The sequence below is a fragment of the Paraburkholderia sp. UCT31 genome (genome assembly GCF_014397655.1).
In the GTDB taxonomy this organism is placed as follows: domain Bacteria; phylum Pseudomonadota; class Gammaproteobacteria; order Burkholderiales; family Burkholderiaceae; genus Paraburkholderia; species Paraburkholderia tuberum.
In genome coordinates, this window is sequence record NZ_VZQP01000052.1 from 38406 (window position 1) to 59926 (window position 21521).

19 protein-coding genes are annotated in these 21521 nt (G+C 64.4%); 13 read left to right on the forward strand and 6 right to left on the reverse strand.

Annotated features, from left to right (window positions below):
• Window positions 1–9 precede the first annotated feature (9 nt).
• Window positions 10–2706: an ATP-binding cassette domain-containing protein gene (locus tag F6X40_RS32375; protein WP_187630623.1), complete on the reverse strand. Its 2697-nt coding sequence runs from the start codon at window positions 2704–2706 to the stop codon at window positions 10–12.
• Between the two features lie 378 nt (window positions 2707–3084).
• On the opposite strand from F6X40_RS32375, the gene F6X40_RS32380 reads away from it, so the two are divergent.
• The 8 genes from F6X40_RS32380 (at window position 3085) to F6X40_RS32415 (ending at window position 12341) form a co-directional block, all read left to right on the forward strand.
• Window positions 3085–4392 (forward strand): glycosyltransferase family 4 protein, encoded by a 1308-nt coding sequence (locus tag F6X40_RS32380; RefSeq protein ID WP_187630624.1) that lies wholly within the window; start codon window positions 3085–3087, stop codon window positions 4390–4392.
• Window positions 4393–4515: 123 nt separating this feature from the next.
• Window positions 4516–5118, forward strand: a complete 603-nt coding sequence (locus F6X40_RS32385; RefSeq protein WP_187630625.1) for a D-glycero-alpha-D-manno-heptose-1,7-bisphosphate 7-phosphatase — start codon at window positions 4516–4518, stop codon at window positions 5116–5118.
• Complete coding sequence (gene waaF / locus F6X40_RS32390) at window positions 5115–6356, forward strand: lipopolysaccharide heptosyltransferase II (RefSeq protein WP_187630626.1); 1242 nt, start codon at window positions 5115–5117, stop codon at window positions 6354–6356. Before F6X40_RS32385 ends, waaF begins: the two co-directional genes overlap by 4 nt.
• A 22-nt stretch (window positions 6357–6378) precedes the next feature.
• Window positions 6379–8124, forward strand: coding sequence for a carbamoyltransferase (locus F6X40_RS32395; protein WP_187630627.1), 1746 nt, complete (start codon window positions 6379–6381; stop codon window positions 8122–8124).
• Window positions 8121–9209: a glycosyltransferase gene (locus F6X40_RS32400; RefSeq protein WP_187630628.1), complete on the forward strand. Its 1089-nt coding sequence runs from the start codon at window positions 8121–8123 to the stop codon at window positions 9207–9209. Before F6X40_RS32395 ends, F6X40_RS32400 begins: the two co-directional genes overlap by 4 nt.
• Window positions 9206–10345: a glycosyltransferase family 9 protein gene (locus F6X40_RS32405; RefSeq protein WP_187630629.1), complete on the forward strand. Its 1140-nt coding sequence runs from the start codon at window positions 9206–9208 to the stop codon at window positions 10343–10345. Before F6X40_RS32400 ends, F6X40_RS32405 begins: the two co-directional genes overlap by 4 nt.
• The gene (locus F6X40_RS32410) at window positions 10335–11291 is read left to right on the forward strand and encodes a glycosyltransferase family 4 protein (protein WP_187630630.1); all 957 of its coding nucleotides are present in this window, start codon (window positions 10335–10337) and stop codon (window positions 11289–11291) included. The genes F6X40_RS32405 and F6X40_RS32410 overlap by 11 nt, the downstream gene beginning before the upstream one ends.
• 51 nt (window positions 11292–11342) lie before the next feature.
• A complete protein-coding gene (locus tag F6X40_RS32415) occupies window positions 11343–12341 on the forward strand; it encodes a UDP-glucuronic acid decarboxylase family protein (RefSeq protein ID WP_187630631.1) in 999 nt (332 codons plus the stop codon).
• A gap of 165 nt (window positions 12342–12506) precedes the next feature.
• Here the strand turns inward: F6X40_RS32415 and F6X40_RS32420 are convergent, their stop codons facing one another.
• From F6X40_RS32420 to F6X40_RS32425, 3 genes are all read right to left on the reverse strand, one after another.
• Complete coding sequence (locus tag F6X40_RS32420; RefSeq protein WP_184023420.1) at window positions 12507–13118, reverse strand: recombinase family protein; 612 nt, start codon at window positions 13116–13118, stop codon at window positions 12507–12509.
• Window positions 13119–13190: 72 nt separating this feature from the next.
• Window positions 13191–13313 (reverse strand): hypothetical protein, encoded by a 123-nt coding sequence (locus F6X40_RS42820; protein ID WP_013094087.1) that lies wholly within the window; start codon window positions 13311–13313, stop codon window positions 13191–13193.
• A 932-nt stretch (window positions 13314–14245) separates the two neighbouring features.
• Entirely contained in the window at window positions 14246–14797 is a 552-nt protein-coding gene (locus tag F6X40_RS32425) for a YMGG-like glycine zipper-containing protein (RefSeq protein WP_187630632.1), read from the reverse strand.
• Between the two features lie 402 nt (window positions 14798–15199).
• Here F6X40_RS32425 and F6X40_RS32430 point away from each other — a divergent pair, with 402 nt between their 5' ends.
• The gene (locus F6X40_RS32430; protein ID WP_187630633.1) at window positions 15200–15364 is read left to right on the forward strand and encodes a hypothetical protein; all 165 of its coding nucleotides are present in this window, start codon (window positions 15200–15202) and stop codon (window positions 15362–15364) included.
• An 80-nt stretch (window positions 15365–15444) separates the two neighbouring features.
• Here the strand turns inward: F6X40_RS32430 and F6X40_RS32435 are convergent, their stop codons facing one another.
• Complete coding sequence (locus F6X40_RS32435) at window positions 15445–15867, reverse strand: DUF4148 domain-containing protein (RefSeq protein ID WP_262421628.1); 423 nt, start codon at window positions 15865–15867, stop codon at window positions 15445–15447.
• A gap of 511 nt (window positions 15868–16378) precedes the next feature.
• On the opposite strand from F6X40_RS32435, the gene F6X40_RS32440 reads away from it, so the two are divergent.
• Window positions 16379–16756: a hypothetical protein gene (locus F6X40_RS32440; RefSeq protein ID WP_222946218.1), complete on the forward strand. Its 378-nt coding sequence runs from the start codon at window positions 16379–16381 to the stop codon at window positions 16754–16756.
• A 67-nt stretch (window positions 16757–16823) separates the two neighbouring features.
• Here the strand turns inward: F6X40_RS32440 and F6X40_RS32445 are convergent, their stop codons facing one another.
• Window positions 16824–19376 carry a DUF3772 domain-containing protein gene (locus tag F6X40_RS32445; protein WP_262421629.1) on the reverse strand — a complete coding sequence of 851 codons (2553 nt, stop codon included), beginning with the start codon at window positions 19374–19376 and terminating at the stop codon, window positions 16824–16826.
• Window positions 19377–19765: 389 nt separating this feature from the next.
• Between F6X40_RS32445 and F6X40_RS32450 the strand changes: the two genes are divergently transcribed.
• The 3 genes from F6X40_RS32450 to F6X40_RS32460 all read left to right on the forward strand — a co-directional run bounded on the left by F6X40_RS32450 (window position 19766) and on the right by F6X40_RS32460 (window position 21379).
• Window positions 19766–20515: a hypothetical protein gene (locus tag F6X40_RS32450; protein WP_187630634.1), complete on the forward strand. Its 750-nt coding sequence runs from the start codon at window positions 19766–19768 to the stop codon at window positions 20513–20515.
• A gap of 120 nt (window positions 20516–20635) precedes the next feature.
• Complete coding sequence (locus tag F6X40_RS43665) at window positions 20636–20752, forward strand: hypothetical protein (protein WP_409340034.1); 117 nt, start codon at window positions 20636–20638, stop codon at window positions 20750–20752.
• Window positions 20753–21379 carry a UPF0149 family protein gene (locus tag F6X40_RS32460; protein ID WP_187630635.1) on the forward strand — a complete coding sequence of 209 codons (627 nt, stop codon included), beginning with the start codon at window positions 20753–20755 and terminating at the stop codon, window positions 21377–21379.
• Window positions 21380–21521: the final 142 nt, after the last annotated feature.

Genomic DNA, 21521 nt, shown 5'->3' on the forward strand with positions numbered 1-21521 from the left:
TCGCGCGCATCATGATCGCGGCAACGCCGTGTCCGTGCGCGACGGCGCCTGCGCGAGCCGCCGGATCGCGGCGATCAGTTCTGCGGGCGCCACGGGCTTGTGCAAGTGCGCGTCGAAACCCACGGTGCGCGCACGCTGTTCGTCGAGTGCGTCCGTGTAGCCGGTCAGCGCGATCGCGGGCAGTGGCCCGCCGCGTATCGACGGGCGGCCGCCTTCCAGTGCGCGCAAACGGCTCAGCACGTCATGGCCATCTTCGCCGGCCAGCATCAGATCGCAGAGCAGCACGTGCGGCCATTGCGCCGGGTCCGTCGCGCGCAGCCAGTCCAGCGCTTCGGTGCCAGCTGCACATAGCCGTACGCGTGCGCCGCTCGTGCTCAGCACCGCTTCGAGCGCGTCGCGCGCTTCTTCCTGGTCGTCGATCGCGAGCACGAAGAGGCCATCGAGCGGAGCGGGCTCCGCCGAATCCGGCGCCGTGGGCGCCGACGCCAGTGGCGATTGCGCATCCGCGACCGGCCGCAGCGGCAGCATCGCCACATAGGCGAGCCGCCCGTTCAGCGGCGTCAGCGTGAAGCTGCCGCCCGCGGCCGCCAGCGCGCTTTCCATCTGCCGCGCCGCCGCCTGCGATAGCTCGGCCGGCTTGTCGCCCATGCCGAGCACGCTGAACCCCACATGATTGCCGTGCCGCTGCGCGCGCAACGCGATGCGCTGCCCCGGGCTCGCCTGCGCGATCTCATTGCGGCACAACTCGGCGATCAACGGTTGCAGCACGCTCGGATCGCCGGTCAACCGCAGCTCGTGGTCGGACGGCTCCGCGTAGACGACGACGCGCCGCTCGGCGATCTCGTCGTGCAATGCATCGATCACACCCGCCGTCAATGCGCTGACGCTGACCGATCGCGCGGTCAGCCGGCGCTGCGCGTGTTCGAGTTCGCCCTGCTGCCATTGCAGCGACCACATCTTCGCGTACACGCCCTCGCGCGCGAGCAGTTCCCGATGCGTGCCCTGCTCGACCACCTGGCCGTGCTCCATCACCAGAATCCAGTCCGCGTCGACGACGGTAGAAAGTCGATGCGCGATCACGATCGACGTGCGGCCTTGCGCGAGGCGCGTCAGCTCGGTCTGGATCGCGCGCTCGGAGCGCGTGTCGAGCGCCGAGGTCGCCTCGTCGAACACGATGATGCGCGGGTCCTTCAGAATCGCGCGCGCAATCGCGATGCGCTGCCGCTCGCCGCCCGATAGCCGCACGCCCCGCTCGCCGACGCGCGTGTCGTAATGGTCGGGCAAGCGCTCGATGAACTCGTCGAGCTGCGCGGCCCGCGCCGCCCGCACGACGTCCGCGCGCGTCGCCGACGGACGTCCATAGGCAATGTTGTAGGCGATCGTTTCATTGAACAGCACGGTGTCCTGCGGCACGATGCCGATGGCCTCGCGCAGACTGCGCTGCGTGAGCATGCTGATGTCCTGCCCGTCGATGCGGATCATGCCGCGCTCGGGCCGATAGAGGCGAAACAGCAGCTTCACGAGCGTCGATTTGCCCGAGCCGCTGCCGCCGACCACCGCGAGCGTCTTGCCCGGATACGCGTGAAAGTCGACATCGCGCAGCACCCGACGCGCCGTGTCGTAGCCGAAATCGACATGTTCGAACTCGATCAGCCCCGCGCCGACCTTCAGCGGCTGCGCGTCGCGCGCATCGATATCCTCGCCGACGCGGCCGCGCGCGACCAGAATCACGAACATGCGCTCGACGTTGACGAGCGCGTCGTTGGTCTCGCGAAACACGAAGCCGAGCGTATTCAGCGGCATGCAGATCTGGATCAGGTAGGCGTTCACCAGAATCAGATCGCCGACGCTCATGCTGCCGGCCACCACGTGCTGCGCGGCGAGCAGCATGACCGCCGCTACCCCGAGCGCGATCACCGCGCTCTGTCCCACGTGCAATGCGGTCAACGCGTTCTGGTTAGCGATGCGCGCGTGCACCCACTTCTCCAGCACGTTGCCGAGCCGTTGCGTCTCGCTCTCTTCGGTCGCGAAGTATTTGACCGTGTCGTAGTTCAGCAGACTGTCGACGAGCCGCCCGTCCGATTGCGCTTCGAGCAGATTGACCGCGCGCTGGAATGCGACGCGCCGCCGCGTGAACACGAACGTGTAGCCCGCATACAGCACGAAGGTCACGACGATCACGAGCATGAATTCGCGCGCGTAGCTATGCACCATGATCGCGACGATCACCGCGATCTCGAAGAAGGTCGGCACGATCGTAAACAGCGCGGTGCCGAGCAGAAAGCCGATGCCGTCGGCGCCTTTCTGCACGTCGCGCACGATCGCGCCAGTCTCGCGCCGCGCATGAAAGCGCGCGCTCAACCGATGCAGATGCGCGAAGGTCCGCTCGGTCAGCGCCGCGACCGTGCGTTGCACGACGATGCTGAACACGACGTCGCGCGCCTCGTTCAGCGCGTCGCCGAAAAATCGTAGCAGCGCATAGGCGAGCACGAGGAACACTGGAAACGCCACCTGCGCGAGCGGATGGCTCAGTTCGTCGACGATGTGCTTCAGCGTGAGCGGCATCAGCACGGTCGCGAGCCGCGCGGCGATCATCAGCGCGAGCGCCCCGCTGGTCTGCCAGCGATAACGCCATACCGCATGCGCGAGATCGCCGACGATTCGGCGCGTCAGTTCGGAGCGAGGCGGCGGGGCGGAATTCGGCATGAGGTCGTGGTGGGGGCACCCGGAAGAAACGTCGCACAAGTGTGGCGTCGCGCAAGCGGCGCGCCCGGGCGCAAGCAAAAAAGGCGCTGGCTCCAGCCCTTTTCCGCGCACTTCTTACTTATCAATTGGGCGGGGTCCTTCGCCCATCCTGGTACCGGCGCGGCGCGAGCGGTTCGAAGTTACATGACCGTATGTAGAAACAGGGGACGCCACAGCGCTTCTCTACCCACGAAAAAGGGCACGCTACAGCGCTTCGTACGGTTCCGCGCGACGTTTGCGTCGTTTGTCCGCACCGCAGGATGCGAATGGCACACCACATGCTGTGCGCCGCTTACGAAAGTCAACATCAATAGCCGCTTATCGCAGGAAGGAATGCCAATGAAGATCGCCCTGATCAGCGAACACGCGTCGCCACTTGCTGTCGCCGGTGGCGTCGACAGCGGCGGACAGAACATCTACGTCGCGAACGTCGCGCGTCAACTGGTGGAAATGGGCCATCAGGTCGACGTGTTTACGCGCCGCGATCGCGCACTGCTGCCCGAGCGCGTCGACATGGACGGCGTGCGCGTGATTCATGTGCCCGCGGGACCGCCGCGGCAATTGCCAAAGGAACGACTGCTGCCGTTCATGGACGAGTTCGCCGCGTTTCTGAGCGCGTTCTTTCGCCGCGAACCGCAGTCCTACGACGTGATGCACGCGAACTTCTTCATGTCCGGCCTCGCCGCGCTGCAAGTGAAGGCTGCGCTCGGCGTGCCGCTGGTCACGACCTTTCACGCGCTCGGCCGCGTGCGGCGTATCCATCAGGGAACGGATGACGGCTTCCCCGACGAGCGCTTCGCGATCGAAGACGAACTGGTCGCAGGCTCGGACGTGCTCGTCGCCGAATGTCCGCAGGACCAAGCCGATCTGCTCGAACACTATCGCGCCGATCCAGCGCGCATCCAGATCGTGCCGTGCGGTTTCGATGCCGAGGAGTTCATGCCCGTCGAGCGCGAAGCCGCCCGCGATGCGCTCGGCTGGCGCCAGCACGACTTCATCGTGCTGCAACTGGGCCGGCTCGTGCCGCGCAAAGGCATCGACAACGTGGTGCGCGGCGTCGGCGTGCTGAAGCACACGTTCAACGCGTCGGCGCAGCTGTACATAGTCGGCGGCAATTCGGACGCCCCCAACGAAATCGCGACGCCGGAGATCGCGCGCCTGCGCGAGATCGCACGCGAATGCGGCGTCGCGGAGCAGACGAGCTTCGTCGGCCGGCGTGGTCGCACGCGGCTGCGCTACTTCTACAGCGCCGCCGACGTGTTCGTGACGACGCCCTGGTACGAGCCGTTCGGCATCACGCCGATCGAGGCGATGGCCTGCGCGACGCCGGTGATCGGCGCCGATGTCGGCGGCATCCGCTACTCGATTCTCGATGGCGTGACCGGCTTTCTCGTGCCGCCGCGCGATCCGCACGCGCTCGCCGCGCGGCTCGACCGCTTGCGGCGCGACCCGGCGCTCGCGCGCCGGATGGGCGAAGCGGGCCTCGACCGGGCGCGGACCGGCTTCACCTGGCGCGGCGTCAGCGATGCGCTCGCGCAAATCTATGCTCGCGCGGCAAGGCTCGCACCGACCAAATCATCGCTCGACACCGCGTCCGAGCCGGCGCAGCTACCGCTGCGAGAAGCAGCCGCAGCGTCGTCCCGTTGACGACGGCGCACGCCGCGCGAACCCGCACGGTGTGCGCATCTGGAACACGCCGCGGCCGGTCCAGCGGCTGCGGCGCGCCTTTTTTCGACTTATGACCGAAGCTCGCGCATACCACGAACCATCATGACGCTACCCGCTGTGTTCATCGACAAGGACGGCACGCTGCTCGAAGACGTGCCCTACAACGCCGATCCCGCGCTGATGCGTTTCGCGCCGGGCGCGCGCGAAGCGCTCGCGCTGCTCGCCGCGTACCCGTACGCGCTGTTCGTGATCAGCAATCAGTCCGGCATCGCGCTCGGCAAGTTCGAAGACAGAGCGCTGTTCGACGTCGAACGCCGGCTGCGGCAGATGTTCGCCGAGTGCGGCGCCACGCTCGCCGGCACGTACTGGTGTCCGCATCATCCCGAGGGCAGCGTCGCGCGTTACGCGATCGTCTGCGACTGCCGCAAGCCCGCGCCCGGCATGCTGCTGCGCGCGGCCGAAGAGCATGAGCTCGATCTCGCCAACAGCTGGTTCATCGGCGACATTCTCGACGACGTCGAAGCGGGCAATCGCGCCGGCTGCCGCACGATCCTGCTCGACAACGGCCACGAGACCGAATGGCGAACCGGCCCGCAGCGCACGCCGGGCGCGCGCGCCGCCGGTCTCCACGAGGCCGCGCAACGCGTCGTATTGCACGGCCTGCCGCCGGACACCGCGGCGCGCCGCAAGGAGGCGCCACGGTGAACGCACCTCTGCCACTTGCGCCGCCCAAGCTGGCTCACGCGCGCGCCCCCGATACGTCGCAGCCGGTGTGCTGGGGCGGCGAGGTCAAACGGATTCTGTGCGTGCGCCTCGACAATCTCGGCGACGTGCTGATGACCACGCCCGCGCTGCACGCGCTGCGCGAGTCCGCCGAAGACCGCCATATCACGCTGCTCGCGTCGCGCAGCGGCGTCGCGCTCGCGCCGTTTCTCGACGACGTCGACGATGTGATCGAATACGACGCGCCGTGGGTCGCGCCCGCGTCGACCGTGACGCGCGATCTGCTCGACGATCACCGCATGCAGCAGCGGCTGCGGCGCGGCGGCTTCGACGCGGCGGTGATTTTCACCGTCTATAGCCAGAGCCCGTTGCCGGCCGCGATGCTGTGCTATCTCGCGGGGATTCCGCGCCGCCTCGCGCATTGCCGTGAAAATCCGTACGCGCTGTTGACCGACTGGCTGCGCGAGCCGGAGCCGCAGCAGCGCACACGGCACGAGGTGCAACGCCAGCTCGATCTGGTGCATCACGTCGGCGCGCAGACGGGCGACACCGGCATGCGCTTTCGCGTGCCGCCGGCCGCGCGCCAGTCGCTCGACGCGAAACTGAGGACGCTCGGCATCTGCCGCCACACCGAGTGCATCGTGTTGCATCCAGGTGCGACCGCTGCGTCGCGCCGCTATCCGCCCGAGCGCTTCGGCGAGGTCGCCACGCAGCTCGCGCGCGAAACCGGCGCCTCGGTGCTCGTGACCGGCGGCGCGAGCGAGCAAGCGCTCGTCGAGACCGTGATGCGCACGGCCGCGCTTGGCGCGCGCGCGCAGCTATACGACCTGAGCGGTGCGCTGACGCTCGCCGAACTCGCCGCGCTGCTCGAACGCGCGAGCGTGCTCGTGTCCAACAACAGCGGCCCCGTGCATGTCGCGTCCGCGCTCGGCACGCCGGTCGTCGATCTTTACGCGCTGACCAACCCGCAGCACACACCGTGGCAAACGCCGCAACGCGTGCTGTATCGCGACGTCGAATGCCGCTGGTGCTATCGCAGCGTGTGTCCGCACGGGCATCACGCCTGCCTGCTCGGCGTTCCGACCGACGAGGTCGTGCACGCGGCACTCGAATTGCGGCAAGCGCACGCGCATGCGCCGCGTCGTGGTGTATCGGAGCGCGCCGGTCGCGCCGATAACACGAGCGCGCCGTCGCTGATCGATCAGCCAACCGTCCCCTGAACCCACTTCCACTGCTAATGCCATGTACACACTCGGAATCAACGCGGTCTATCACGACAGCGCCGCCGCGCTGCTGCGCGACGGCGTGGTGCTCGCGGCCGCCGAAGACGAACGCTTCACGCACGTCAAGCACGCGAAACGTCCGGTGCCGTTCTCGACCTGGCAGCTCCCGTTCGATGCGATCGACTACTGCCTGAAGGCCGCCGGCATTACGCTCGCCGCGATCGCTCACGTCGCTTACTCGTACGACCCCACGCTATTCGGCGGCATGCCGAAGAGGCCGGGCGCGACGATCGAGCTGCCGTTCGATCCGGCCGGCACGCGCCCGGACAACCCGTCCGCGTCGGCGTGGGACCCGCTGTTCCTCAGCTATATCGCCAACGCGAAGGGCCAGTTGCTCGACGGCGCGCCGCATCATCTGCGCAAGCGCTTCCAGGGCGTGGATCGCGAGCACGGCTTCGCATGGCACTTCGTCGAGCACCATCTCGCGCACGAGGCGAGCGCGTTTCTCGCCGCGCCGTTCGACGACACCGCCGTGCTGACGATGGACGGCCGCGGCGAGGGCGTGACGACCAGCATGGGGCAATTCGTCGGCGGCGAGTACAAGCGTCTGAAACAGGTCGAGCTGCCGCACTCGCTCGGGCTGCTCTACGAAGCGGTCACCGACTGGCTCGGCTTCCTGCACTCGTCGGACGAGTACAAGGTGATGGCGCTCGCGTCGTACGGCAAGCCGGCTTATGTCGAGGTGTTCCGCGAGATCGTCCGCTATCGGCAGGACGGCAGCTATACCGTCGACGCTCCGCGGCTGACCGAACGCTTCGGTCCCGCGCGCGAACGCGGCGGGCCGCTCGAACAACGCCACTTCGATATCGCCAATTCGTTGCAGCGCGTACTCGAGGAGACCGTGCTGGAACTCGCGCACTGGCTGCATCGGCAGACCGGCTTGAGCCGGCTCTGCATGGCGGGCGGCGTCGCGCTGAACTGCGTGATGAACTCGAAGGTGCGCGACGCCGGGCCGTTCAGCGAAGTGTGGGTACAGCCGGCGGCCGGCGACGCTGGCACCGCGCTTGGCGCGGCACTGTGGACCGATTATCGCGAGCGTGCCGCGCGCGGCGACCGCGAGCGTCACTGGAAAATGGATCACGCGTATCTCGGGCCCGAATACAGCGAAGCGGAAATCGAGCAGTTCCTGCGCTGGTCGAAAGTACCGTACCGGCGACTCGCCGATATCGCCGGCGAGACCGCCGATCTGCTCGCGCAAGGCAAGGTCATCGGCTGGTATCAGGGGCGCACCGAATTCGGGCCGCGCGCGCTCGGCGCGCGCTCGATCCTCGCATCGCCGGTCGATCCGCGGATGCAGGCGAAGCTCAACGAGATCAAGGATCGCGAGGACTTTCGCCCGGTCGCGCCGGTCGTGATGGAAGAGGAAGCCAACGAATGGTTCGTGAACGGCCAAACCGCGCCGTTCATGCTGTTCGTGTTCGACGTGCGCGCCGACAAGGCCGCGCGTATTCCGGCCGTGCGGCATGTGGACGGCACCGCGCGCGTGCAGACCATCAACCGCGCGCAGCACCCGCTGTACTACGACTTGCTGGCGGCGTTCAAGCAGCGCACGGGCGTGCCGATTCTCGTCAATACGTCGTTCAACACGCGCGGCGAGCCGATGGTGAATTCGCCGCGCGACGCGGTCGAGTCGTTCTGGACCTCGCCGCTCGACGCGCTCGTGATCGGCCCGTTCCTCGTCGACAAGGCGGGGGGCCGCGCATGAACGCCTCGGTCATGTGTCCGTCGCCCCTGCATGGCGGCGTGGCCGCGCGCTACAGCAGCGAAGATGACGAGGAAACCGGCCGCACGTTGCGCACGCAGTCGAGGCCCGACGTGTCGGTGGTCGTGCCCACCTACCGCCGTCCCGCGATGCTCGCGAACTGTCTTGCCGCGCTATGCGCGCAGCAGTTCGCGCCGCACCGCTACGAGATCGTGGTCTGCGACGACGGTCCCGACGACGCCACGCGCGCCTGCGTCGAACGATTCGCACGCGAGATGGCGCCGCGCGGGCTGGAAGTGCACTACCTCCCGGTCACGCGCACCCAGGGGCCGGCCGGCGCGCGCAACGCGGGCTGGCAGTATGCGCGCGCTTCGCTGATCGCCTTCACCGACGACGACACGCTGCCCGATCCGCACTGGCTGACGGCTGGCGTCGCGGCCCTCGCGCAAGGCGCGATGGCGGCCGCCGGCACGATCGTCGTGCCGCTGCCCTCGCCGCCCGATCTGCCGACCGATTACGAAGCCGACGCGAGCGGCCTCGCGCGCGCCGAATTCGCGACCGCGAACGTGTTCGTCACGCGTGCGGCGCTCGTCGCGACCGGCGGCTTCGACGAACGGTTCACGTCGGCGTGGCGCGAGGATTCGGACCTGCAGTTCACGCTGCTTACCGCGGGCGCCCAGATCGTGCGCGCCCGCGACGCGGTGGTCGTGCATCCGGTGCGGCCCGCGCGCTGGGGCGTCAGCATCGCGCAGCAGAAAAAGAGCCAGTTCGATGCGCTGCTTTATCGCAAGCATCCCGAACTGTTTCGAACGCGCATCCGCTCGCGGCCGCCGCTGCTGTACTACGCGATTCTCTGCGCCGCGTTGCTGGCGATCGGCGGTTCGTTTGCGGATCAGCCGATGCTCGCGGGCGCGGGTTTGATCGCGTGGTGCGGGTTGACCGGCTATTTCTGCGCGCGGCGGCTGCGCGGGCGCAACCACGGCTGGCGCCACGTCGCCGAAATGCTCTGGACGTCGATCCCCATTCCGTGTCTATCGATCTACTGGCGGCTCTATGGCGCCATCCGTTTCAAGGTGTTCTTTCCATGACCCCACCCTCGCTGCTGGCGGCGCTCGCGCCGCGCCGTATCGCCGTGTTTCGCGCGCTGCAGCTCGGCGACATGCTGTGCGCGGTGCCCGCCTTGCGCGCACTGCGCGCGGCCGCGCCGGATGCGCATATCGCGCTGATCGGACTGCCGTGGGCACGCGCGTTCGTCGAGCGCTATGCGGCGCTCGTCGACGAGCTGATCGTGTTTCCGGGCGCGGTCGGTTTTCCCGAGCAGCCCGAATCGAACCATGGCTTGCCCGCGTTCTTCGCGCGGATGCGCGAGCGGCGTTTCGATCTGGCGGTCCAGCTGCACGGCAGCGGCGGCATCGCCAACGATCTGCTGCATCAACTCGGCGCATGTGCCGACGCCGGCTTCGTGCAGCCCGACGAGGTACCGCGCGAGGGTTGCTTCATCGATTGGCCCGATGCGCTGCCGGAGCCCGAGCGCTATCTCGCGCTGATGAGCGCACTCGGCGCGCCGTCGCACGACCGGCGTCTGACGTTCCCGCTCACCGAGCTCGACCTCGACGAGTACACCGCGCTGCGCACGTATCACGGCATCGAAGACGGGCGGCTCGTGCTGGTTCACCCCGGTTCGCAATTGCCGTCGCGCCGCTGGCCCGCCGAGCGCTTCGCGGCCGTCGCCGACCACCTCGCCGCCGACGGCTGGCAGATCGCGATCACCGGCACGGCCGCCGAAGCGCCGCTGACCTGCGCGGTGCTCGGCGCGATGAGCGCGCCCGCGCTGCATCTGGCGGGTGCGACGTCGCTCGGCGGACTCGCCGCGCTGGTCGCGCGTGCGCGGCTCGTGGTCTGCAACGACACCGGCATCTCGCACATCGCCACGGCGATGGCGAGCGCGTCGGTTGTGATCGCATGCGGCAGCGACACGCGACGCTGGGCGCCGCTCGATCATGCGCGGCATCGCGTGCTGGCCGACTATCCGGCGTGCCGGCCGTGCATGTTCCGCGACTGCCCGTATGGTCATCCGTGCGCGCTGAACGTGCAGGTCGAACAAGTGGTCGAGACCGCCCGCGAGCAGCTTGCGCGCGCGCCCGGCGCGCGACCAGGCACGCCCGGCAGTCTGCATGAGGGAACCGTTTCGCTGTCTTTCGAGGATCTGCACCATGTTGCGTAATTGCCGCCGGCTGCGCGTGCTGACCTGGCACGTGCACGGCAACTACATGTATTACCTGAGCCAGACGCCGCACGATTTCTATCTGGTGACGAAACCCGGTCATCCGCCCGGCTATGCCGGCAAGGTCGGCGTATTGCCGTGGGGCGACAACGTGCACGAGATCGCAATCGACGACGTGGCCAACCACGAGTTCGACGTGGTGCTGTTCCAGCATCGCACCCACTGGGACCACGACCGCGAGCACGTGCTAAGCGCCGCGCAGCAACGTCTGCCACGCGTCTATGTCGAGCACGACCCGCCGCAGGAAAACCCGTTCGAGCAATGGCATTGGGTCGACGATCCCGGCACGCTGCTGGTCCACGTCACGCACTTCAACCGGCTGATGTGGGACAGCGGCGTCACGCCGACGCGCGTGATCGAACATGGCGTCGTGGTGCCCGACGGCGTGCGCTACAGCGGCGAACTGCAGCGCGGCATCGTGGTCGTCAATCATCTCGCGCAGCGCGGCCGGCGGCTCGGCGCGGATGTCTTCAGCGAAACGCGCACGCGCGTGCCGCTCGATCTCGTCGGGATGGACGCACAGCGGCTAGACGGCATCGGTGAAATCGGCAACCTCGATCTGGCCGCGTTCAGCGCGCGCTACCGCTTCTTTTTCAATCCGATCCGCTGGACCAGCCTCGGCCTCGCGATCGTCGAGGCGATGACGATCGGCATGCCGATCGTCGGTCTCGCGACGGCCGAGCTCGCCACCGTGATCCGCAACGGCGAAAACGGCTTCGTGCATACCGACCTCGACGCGCTCGTCGACGCCATGCTCGGGCTGCTGCGCGATTCCGGCGAAGCGCGGCGGCTCGGCGAAGGCGCGCGGCGCACGGCGCTCGAACGCTTTCATATCGACCGTTTCGCGCAGGACTGGCACGACGCGCTGCTGCACGTCACGGCGTGATGCCACGCTGATTTTCAACGTTCATGCGGTCCAACCACAGGATCACGCACCATGAAAGAACTTACCCGCAAGCGCATTCTGGTCACCGGCGGCGCCGGCTTTCTCGGCTCGCACCTGTGCGAACGGCTCGTCGCGCAGGGACACGACGTGCTATGCGTCGACAACTTCTATACCGGTACGAAGGACAACATCGCGCATCTACTCGACTGCGCGAACTTCGAACTGATGCGTCACGACGTGACGTTCCCGTTGTATGTGGAAGTCGATGAAATTTATAACCTCGCGTGCCCCGCGTCACCGATCCACTACCAGCACGATCCGGTGCAGACTACGAAGACCAGCGTGCACGGCGCGATCAATATGCTCGGGCTCGCCAAACGCGTGAAAGCGCGGATTTTCCAGGCGTCGACGAGCGAGGTGTATGGCAACGCGCTCGTCCATCCGCAGAAAGAAGACTACTGGGGCCACGTGAATCCCATCGGTCCGCGCTCGTGCTACGACGAAGGCAAGCGCTGCGCGGAAACGCTGTTCATGGACTATCGCCGTCAGCATGGTCTGTCGATCCGCATCGCGCGCATCTTCAACACCTACGGCCCGCGCATGCATCCGGCCGACGGCCGGGTGGTGTCGAACTTCATGATGCAGGCGTTGCGCGGCGAGCCGCTGACCGTCTATGGCGACGGCTCGCAGACGCGTTCGTTCTGCTATGTCGACGATATGATCGACGCCTTCATCCTGCTGATGAACAGCGCCGACGATCCAGGCGGCCCGGTCAACCTGGGCAATCCGCACGAAGTGTCGATGCGCGAGATCGCGCAGCGCATCGTCTCGGTGACCGGCTCCGCGTCGCCGCTCGAAACACGGCCGCTGCCGGCCGACGATCCATGGCATCGACAGCCGGACATCTCGTTGGCGACACAACTGCTCGGCTGGCAGCCGGGCACGTCGCTTGACGAAGGGCTGCCGCGCACCGCGCGTTATTTCCGCGCACGCATTCAGTGTCGGTCGCCAGCACGGTCATCGGTCCCGAGCTCAACGCGGCCGAGATAATCGCGAGGCGATCCGCAGGGCAATCGACCAGATCGACGCTCAGCGACTCGCGTCCGCCCGCGTTGTTCACGTGAGCGGACCAGCCGCACACTTGCGCACGATGTTCGATCAGGCTTTTCCAGACCTCGACGACTCGCAGTGATCCCGGGCTCCGGCACGCAATTTCTACACGGCTGGCGTGTCCGCGCGAATGCGCATCACGGTCTGACGCGACGTGCCGAAGCGCCGCGCGACCTCGCTGACCGACTGTCCCCTGCCGAGCGATTGCAGCACACGTTGACGCTGCTGCTCGGAAAGCGACGGCGGCCTGCCCGTGTGCTTGCCGCTCGCGCGAACGGCCGCGAGACTGTCGCGGCTGCGCAGGCTGCGGCACGCGGCGTCGAGCCGCACCAGCGCGCGCAATGCCTTCACCGCCGAGGGCTCGGGGCGCCCGGCCAGATCGGTATGGCCGACTTCGACGCAACGCAGCGCCACGCCGGCCTTCCGGCACTGCATCACGGTGGCGAGGATGTCGCGCGCGTTGCAGCCAAGCGCGGCCAGCTCGAGCACGACGAGCGTGTCGCGCGGCGCGATTCGTCGGATCAGACTTTGCAGCTCGGGGCGGTCGCGCGCCTGCGCATAGGTCGGCAGATCTTCGACCACGACCCGCGCGAGCGTGACCATGTAGCCGGCCTTGTCGAGCCGGATCAGCGCCTGCTCGTGCCGAACCGCATCGTGCGCGCCGAACAGATAGATGTGTAGTTTTTCCACTTCGCCTTCGTAGTGACGATCCGCCATTAGCGGCGCTATTACGTCGGGGTTCCGGTTTTTTCGAGCGACGACGCCTGGACACGCCGTCACTCATCGCGCTCAGGGCTGCCGCTGGCCACCCTGATGCGTCGGAGGAGTCTGGTTCTGTTGCTGCTGTCCACTGTCGCGGCCGGGCTGTGCCGGATTCGACGGCTGACGATTCGAGTTCTTGTCCGAAGTCATGACGCTCTCCTACGTGAGATTGCGGGTGACCGTGGCTAACCGCGGCCATCGTGATCAACCCGCAACCAGCGTTCCCGGTCCTGCCCGCGCCAGAGCGTTGCGGCGCGGGCATGCAAGCGCCCGGCTATGACGCTTCCGCTGGCGATGCGAGCAGCCCGGTGGAGGAATTTTCAAAGTGTATCAATCGCGTTGAACGTCCAATACGGTTGGCGTCGGTATTGGCGCGATTGAACTGTCATTGCGTGGGCGGTGGAGGCGCGGCAAGTGACGGCCGCGCATCGGGAACCGCAATCGGGGACGACCGCGGAATCCGTCTGACGGGAAGGCATGTAGCGCCCTGCTCAAAGCTCGGCGCCAGAGCGGCCATGCAGATACGAGCCGACGCGAAGAACGCGACGGCTCGCTCGCCTCTTTACTGAAGCCGGCCGCGCATCGTCATCGTTATCCGTTCTATTACTACCATCGAAGCTCCCCGTGCCGGACAACCGGCGGCCGGGCTTACGCCCTACCCTTGTGGGCATTATGCGGTGACAACATCGCTTCGTTTTACGCATCCAGACCGAGGTGCATGACTTCAGCAGCCCGCATCCCGGTCCTGGCGAGCAACAATATGATTGCTGTGTGCCGCAGCGGCTGAAACGTAGCAGCGTCGACCCGCACTTGATGAGCCGTTCCACACAATCGTTCGTCAGGCTGGCTGGAAGCGTCGCGTGACGCCATCTCCGGATTCGAGGTAGTGCTTCCTCGAGACCGGACGGCACAAGACCCATCACGGTGAGAAACCGCAGCATCGCGCGCAGCGCGACGATCGGCGAATTCGATGGTCGGCGCCTCTGGCTCGAAAGTTCGCGGCGCAGATATCCGCGGAGATCTTCGATTTACAGGTCTTGCCAAGCCAGCCTGACGCGCCACGAAACGGCGGCGTGCCTGGTTCAGTAACCTGGTGGAGGCGCCGCATCGTAGGCCGGCGGCGGAGGCGTCGCTTCGTCGTGCGTCCGATACACATTGGCGGCGCTGCGCGGGACCGGCACACGCTCGCCATTTGCGTACATGCACTGAACGTACGCCTGGTCATAGCGGTGTTGAAGGCTGGCGGCCGAACTCTGCGCCATGCCGGCGCCGATCATGCTGCCGCCGAGCAGACCTGTGCCTGCGCCGACCGCTGCGCCACGGCGGCCGTTGAACGCCGCACCGGCCGCCGCGCCGAGCGCGGTACCGACGGCCATACCGCCCAGGGCGCCCGTCGCTGTGGCCTGTTGGGTGCTCACGCCGCCGGTCTGCTGGGAAGCAAATTGCTGGCATGTCGCGTCGTCGGCGCGGAATTGATCGAAGGACTTGCCCGTGCCGGGCAGGGCCATCACTGTGGGACCTGTCGGCATGCCAGCACAGCCGTCGAGCGCGATGATGCAGCACAGGCTGACCGCGGCGGTGACTAGCGCGGATACGCCTCGTTTCGTGCGCATTGCCAGAGAGAGGGAATTCATTTTGCTCATGTCATTTCGGCCCGGTTGGCCTCACCGGCACTTCCACCCAGCCGCTCGAACACCCCTTCACGTACGGGTAATATTTTTTTGTCACCGGGCAATACCACCAGGTACCAGACGGCGGACTCGTCTGCGTTTTTTCGACGTAGACGGTGCTCGGGGTTGGCTGGACGGACTGGACGACGAGTGGGGCGGGCGCAGCGTAGTAGACGACGGGGGGCGCCATCATCATGGGGGGCGGGATACCCACAAGGACACCGACGCGCACATGCGCTTGCGCGGTGCTATTCAGGCATACGGCCGTAGTCGCGATCAGCGCAAGCAAAACTATCCTGAATCTCACAAACTTTCTCCTATTCGATGAAGCGGGCCTGCCGCGATCCGGCGCAAAACGGTAAGGCCATGGCGCAAAAAACCGAACGGGTTCAACCTGGCGAATTCCGCTGCGCGACAAAAAAGGGAATCTCGTTGGTGCTGGTTGAAGTGAATCCCCGCGTGGCCGAACCTGGTGATTCCGGGGCCGGCCGACCCCGAATGCAGATTCCCGACATCTACGCCTTCCGCTGAACCTCGCGTCCGGAGGGGGTACGCCGACGTCGCTATGGAAAGCCAGACAAGGCTGCGGCTTGCCCCGCCGTGATGTCCAATCAACATTCGTTGTAGATAGAACGATACGAGGCCAGCTGAGCCATTGCCGGTACCCCCGAAACTGCGGAGCCCAGTTTCACGCCACCGTGCCCACTGAACGCCTGCTGTTGAGCCGCCACGCTCGCCAGGGCCGCGTGGATGTTCGCCGGATAGTGTGCGTCACCGTTGGGGTGGTCAGAGCCCGCTAGCTGAAGTCGGATGACTTCTTCGTGCACTAGCTCACGCGTCAGAGGACCATTACCCTGAGCAGAGGTGGCCGTGGGGAGAGCGATGACTGACACGACAGTGAGAACGGGCATGAACGCTTTAGCCATGATGAAGCTTCCAGTCTCGAGCGCCGGGAACAACAGACGCAGGGTTAGCGAAACAACGACCAGGCAAGGTCTTGAAGCCCAAGTGCCCGTTCCGTTGAGGTCCGTCATCTTCTTATCGTTTGATTACAAATAGTTCTCTTCAATACATTGTTTCCGAGCTTGCAACGTCGAGAGGCATCTATCCGCGCGCAGCGGTCGCGAAACGACAGGGCGCCGGACCGAATGGCGATCTCGGGGCGCGGAGCCCTCGTGCTGCGACGTGCATTTGATGAAGGCCGCCCAACCGACGTAATTTGCGAGCGGACGGCGAATGTATAGGCGCGTCAAGAACCGATACGCTTGGATAACTCGGGGTCTACCTTGTCCGGCCAACGATTCGCGAGCCATCCAACCTCCATGTTCATGAAATGGCAACTCACAATTGCGCGCGTCGAATAACGACGCGCTGTCGATATACTGCAACCCACATCTGACACAGCATGTGCTCAGTTTTGCGGTGGATACCGGCTCCGTTATTTACAAAGGATTAGCCAGCGCAACGATTCACGTTCAAGCGCAGACAATCGGACCTCGGCGCAAAAGCAGCCGCTACCCTTCCTTTAACCCATAGGAGTCTTCAATGAAAAAGTGGTTTGCCGCGCTGCTGATTTTATTCGCAGCGAGTTCGCATGCAGCCGGCGATTCGTCGATGAGCGCAACGGTTGAAAGCGTCGCAGGTATGAATCAACTCGGCGGACTCGTAGTGCTACGGTCAGCGGACAGCAAGTGCCGTTACTACGGTGTACTGCAGCAGACTGCGCGTGCGCCGCGTGGCATGGCAGAGCGCATCGCTGCAGTGACCCAGGACGGAAAAGTCTATGACTGGATGACAGTTATCAGTTACTCGGAATGCCTGCAAGCGAACGGAACCTACACCAAGGAACGTGTTTCGCTGGATTCGCCCGGCGGAAAGCGGTTCCGCGTGGGCGATAGCGTAGAGCTGCGATCACCGGTGTAACGAGGGCCAGCAAGCCACCGATAACGGCTTTTACCAGTCCCATGAGTGCGAGAAATCACGTCGACGACTATCTATTCTCGCTGATTGCAGACAGGACACGGAGCTCTACCGGACCGGAATTGCGATCGGTGGGTTCCTGGTTCGAGATGATATCGCTCGTACTTCGGACTACGACGGTTCGAGAGATCGACAGCGGTATTTCTGCAGCACGTAGTCGCTTCAGGATTGCAAATAGCAGATCGCTTCTGGTATCCCCGGCGATTCTCGGGCTACCGACATAGCCGGTAACAGTCAATGTCATACCGTCAGGCGTCAACTGGCTAAAGATCACCGATGGCGCGGGACGATCGAGAACCGATGGGTGATCCAGGTAAGCTTGCAGAAGAACATCGCGCACCTGCTCCGGATCGACGTCCAGCGCAAAAGTAAGGGCCAGTGTGACAACCCCCTGCGTTTTGTTTCCCATTGTCACGTTGCGCACATTCTGAGAAATCAGGTGCGAATTGGGAACGATCACCGTTGATCTGTCTGCGAGCTGTATTTCGGTCGCACGCACACTGATGCGCCGGATATCGCCTTCAATGCCGGTGATACTGATCATGTCGCCTACTTTGACCGGCCGTTCAGCAAGCAATATCAGCCCGGAAATGAAGTTTTTAACGATTTCCTGCAGACCAAAGCCGATGCCTACCGACAATGCGCTGACGATCCACGCCAGGTTATGCCATTTCACGCCGAGTACGGACAAGGTTTGCAGCGCGACGAGGACATAGCAGACGTTGGCGAAGACCGTCACCAGCGACGCGCGCATACCCGAACTCATTTGCGTCTTGGGCAGAAACTCGGCGTCCAGCCATTTGCGCATGAGCCCAACCAGATACAGGCACACTGCACAGGTAAAGATAGCGCTGAAGATATGGGCGGGAACGATATTGAGCGCATGTAATCGCTCGCCACCGAATACGTCGAGAATGCTATCGACCAGATCTCGGGGCGTTGTCCCGAGGCCGCCCGTAAGCAGTGCGATGACTGCGGCGAGCATCAATGCGCTGCGAAGAATGGCGGAGAGTACCGTTGCCACCTGTTCGAGATGAACATCTTGCAGCCCGAATAGATGCCTGATTGTTTTGCCGCTGGCGTGGCATGGCGAAAATACGGTTTCGCAAACATCATGAGCGAGCTTCGTCAGCAGATAAACGCTGCTCAGTACGAGATCGAACCAGACCAGTTCGTAAGTCAGGAACCGCGCGAACGAAACATAACCACAGAGCAATGCAATCAGAGAGGCTCCGACGGCAAGGCTGACGGCGGCATGAATAATGCCAGCGAGGGTAGAACGCGCCTCAGGCGATTCTCCGGCAGCGGCGAGCGCAGTGAGTACCCGGTTTGCGCGTAAAAGCGACATCCCGATGGTCAGAGCGACCACCAACGCCACCACGCCGCGAGTAAAGAGCGTAAGTTGCACGCTGGTATCGACGGCCCGGTTGATCTGCTCGATGGCTCCTGAAAACAGCAGCAGTGCGGCCAGTGTCCATGGGAAAGGGCGTAGCGCGCGAGCGACGGGATCCGCGATGGCCGGCAACCGCCATGACGGATGTCGTGTGCAAAGCAATGCCCGGCCGAGGGCGGCGACAAGCGCGCAGGTCACAACGTGTTTGATGATTTCGCTGGCGAAGCTTTGCAGCGCAGGAGGCAGCGCCTGCTGACGGGTCAACGCGAAATAGAGCAGATCAATGGCACATATGGTGGTCACCAAAGACGCGACGACGGTCGAGATCGCCATCGCGCTGCGCCGTATCCGGCCTTCTGGAAGGCGGCGTAGGCAGAACCGTTCTGATGCTCTGTCAAGAAGCCGTGTTCCGATCGTTGCAACGGCCAGGGCGAGCAGCACAAGCAGGGACGTTGCAACCCGCTGCCCCGTTTGCCATGTCGTTTGAATCTGCCTGTCGATCTGCGCATTGAAGTCTCGCAGACGTTGATAGTCAGCCGTGTCCGGGTGGAGCGCCGACGCCCAGAACGCGGCGCTGACTACACTGTCGGAACGAAGGGCCAGTTGATCTTTCAGATGGTTTTGCAGCAGTCGCGTGATCTGGGCGCTCAGGTTGGCAAGGTTCTCCTTGATCGTTGCCGCCTGCTTGAGTTCGGCATCGAGTTGCAATTGCTGAGCAGCGAGAACGCTGCGCTGTTGGGCGACCGCGGGAGTTTCCGCGGCGGATTCGGAAGCGGGTGCTGTTCCGAGTACGTCGAGCTGGGCATGCGTTTTCGCGCGATCGGGCTCCAGCGACGTGGTTATCAGCCTGTCGACGTCTTCGGCGACGCGCCGGCTCAATGCGTCCAGCTCGGACAGCTGCGCATCGCTTGTTGCCGTCGAAGCACGCTGCCGGATCTGGTCCTGTTTTTCCTGAAGCGCACCGAGCCTTGGTAATGCCTCGGAGCCCGCGCCCATGGATAGCGAAGAATCAGCAGGAGCATCTATGCTAAGGGGTGGCAGCGTCGCTGCGTTGGAGGCAACCGGAATCAGGCCGAACATCGTCAGCGCGATAAGGTGAAAAATGACTGCAACTATGTGTCGCGCGGCGCAAGCGCGGCGAAGAGTATGCATTTGAGAGATCTGGCTCATGCACGCGATACCTAGGTAAGCGGTGTTGCATTCGGTCGCGGCCGGGCGTGAAATGAGGGAGCCGCACTGCGGTAGGAGAGCAAGCTTAATGAATCATACGTGATTATAATATCATATATGATAGTAACGGCAAATATGAAAGGTGGTGCACGGTCAGCGCTTGGCCCGCTGATTTGCGACGGCGGCCGCTTGAGCATCGGCGTGCGCTATCCAGTTTGTGCGAGAAACGTTCGGTATAGCGGGACGTTGAAAGATGGAAGCTGATCTTGGATGCTTTTTACAAGGCTTCCCGCGGTATCGGGCTCCCGACTAATTGGCATCTATCAAACCATCGTTTCCTGGACTCACCGGTAGGCGCGCAGGCAACGCGGTAATGGAGGAGCATCGACATGGAACAGAGCAACGCATTGCCGGATTCGATCCGAGCAGCGATTGAGGCGCACGGCGGTGCAGCGCGATGGGCCGAACTGGCGGAGATCGAGGCGACGGTTTCCGCCTGCGGCCTTCTGTTCACCGCAAAGCGACGGCCAATACTGCGACAGGTGCAGGTTCGCGCGTCGACACACGAGCCTCGTTTCGCTTTCAACGATTTTCCGCATGTTGGCGAAACGAGTGAACTTCAAGGAGAAGAACTTGTTCGCGTCGTCGGGCGAGACGGGGCTATCCTGGCTCGCCGCGACGGACCGCGAACAGCATTTCGTGGCTGGCGACGGCAAATCTACTGGGACGACCTCGACTTTGTCTATTTCGGCGCCTACGCGTTCTGGAACTATCTGACGGCACCTTTCTTATTCTTGCGCGGCGGCTTTACGTTCAAAGAACTTCCGCCACTGGCGACTTCGGCCGGGATATGGCCAAGAATCCGGGCGACCTTTCCCAGCGACATTCCAACGCACAGCCGGGTCCAGGATTTCTATTTCGATAGGCAACATCGCCTTTGCAGGATCGATTACACCGCCATGGTTATCGGCCGCTGGGCGCGGGCCGCTCACATCTGCGAGGACTTTCGCGAATTCGATGGATTCCTGGTACCGACTCGCAGGACGGTAAAGCCGCTGCCGGTCGGCAATGCTCCATTGCCAGCTCCGACTCTCGTCGCGATCGAGGTCCACGATTTTCGACCAAGGCCTTCTGATTGACGCCAGTCCAATCGGCCGCGACGACTGACGAAGCAAGGCGGCCGCGCTCAGGCTCGTGGGATTGCACTTGGCCGGCAACCCGGGTAGCGTGTCAAGGCCGACAAGCTCGCGCCAAAAGTTCTGACACTCGTTGCGATGGGACAGTCGTATCGCGAGATTGGACAGAGGCTTTCCATTAGCAAGAATACGGTGCTTGCCATCGTAAAAAGGGCGCGCGCCGACGAACAGGGGGAATGAATGAAGCAAGATGCATTGCTCACGCTGCCGCTGACTGACACGGAGATCGAGCAACTCGATGATTTCCTGATCAGCGATTCGGCTCCGGAAGAGGCGATGGATGTCTCGATGATGGATGGTTTCATGACCGCGCTCGCATCGAGTCCGAACCTCGTCATGCCTACCACGATGCTGCGCTGGATCTGGGATGCAGAGCAAGGCGTGGACCAACCCGCGTTCGCGAACGCCGAAGATGCCGACCGCATCGTCGGCCTGATCATCCGGCACTGGAATGATGTCAATGCCACGCTGCGCGAGACGCCCTGCGCGTATGAACCCCTGGTCCTTGAGCGTGACGGGGATGACGGCCGGGCGCTGTCGATCATCGACGAGTGGTGTGTCGGGTATTACAAGGGCATCACGCTGGATCAGGCAACGTGGTCGCCCTTGATGGCGCAGCACCCTGAATGGTTCACGGTGATCCTGTTGTACGGCACCGAGGCCGGCTGGGAAGAGCTCAAGAGACGCAAGGACGGTCTCGACCAGCATCAGGCCTTCGCGGACTCCCTGGCAGACTCGGTACTCCGCATCCATCACTTCTGGATACAACAGGTCCTACCGACAGTGCCGCACTCGCGCAGGCATTGAACACGATCGACAGCGACGACGGCCAGAAGCATGGGCGCAAGATTACGGCATTGCGCAATGAGCTCGTGGTACTTGACGTGTCTGGATTCCATGGCGGGTTCCCTCACTGACGGGTTGGCGGCACTCACGATGCCGTGGCCCG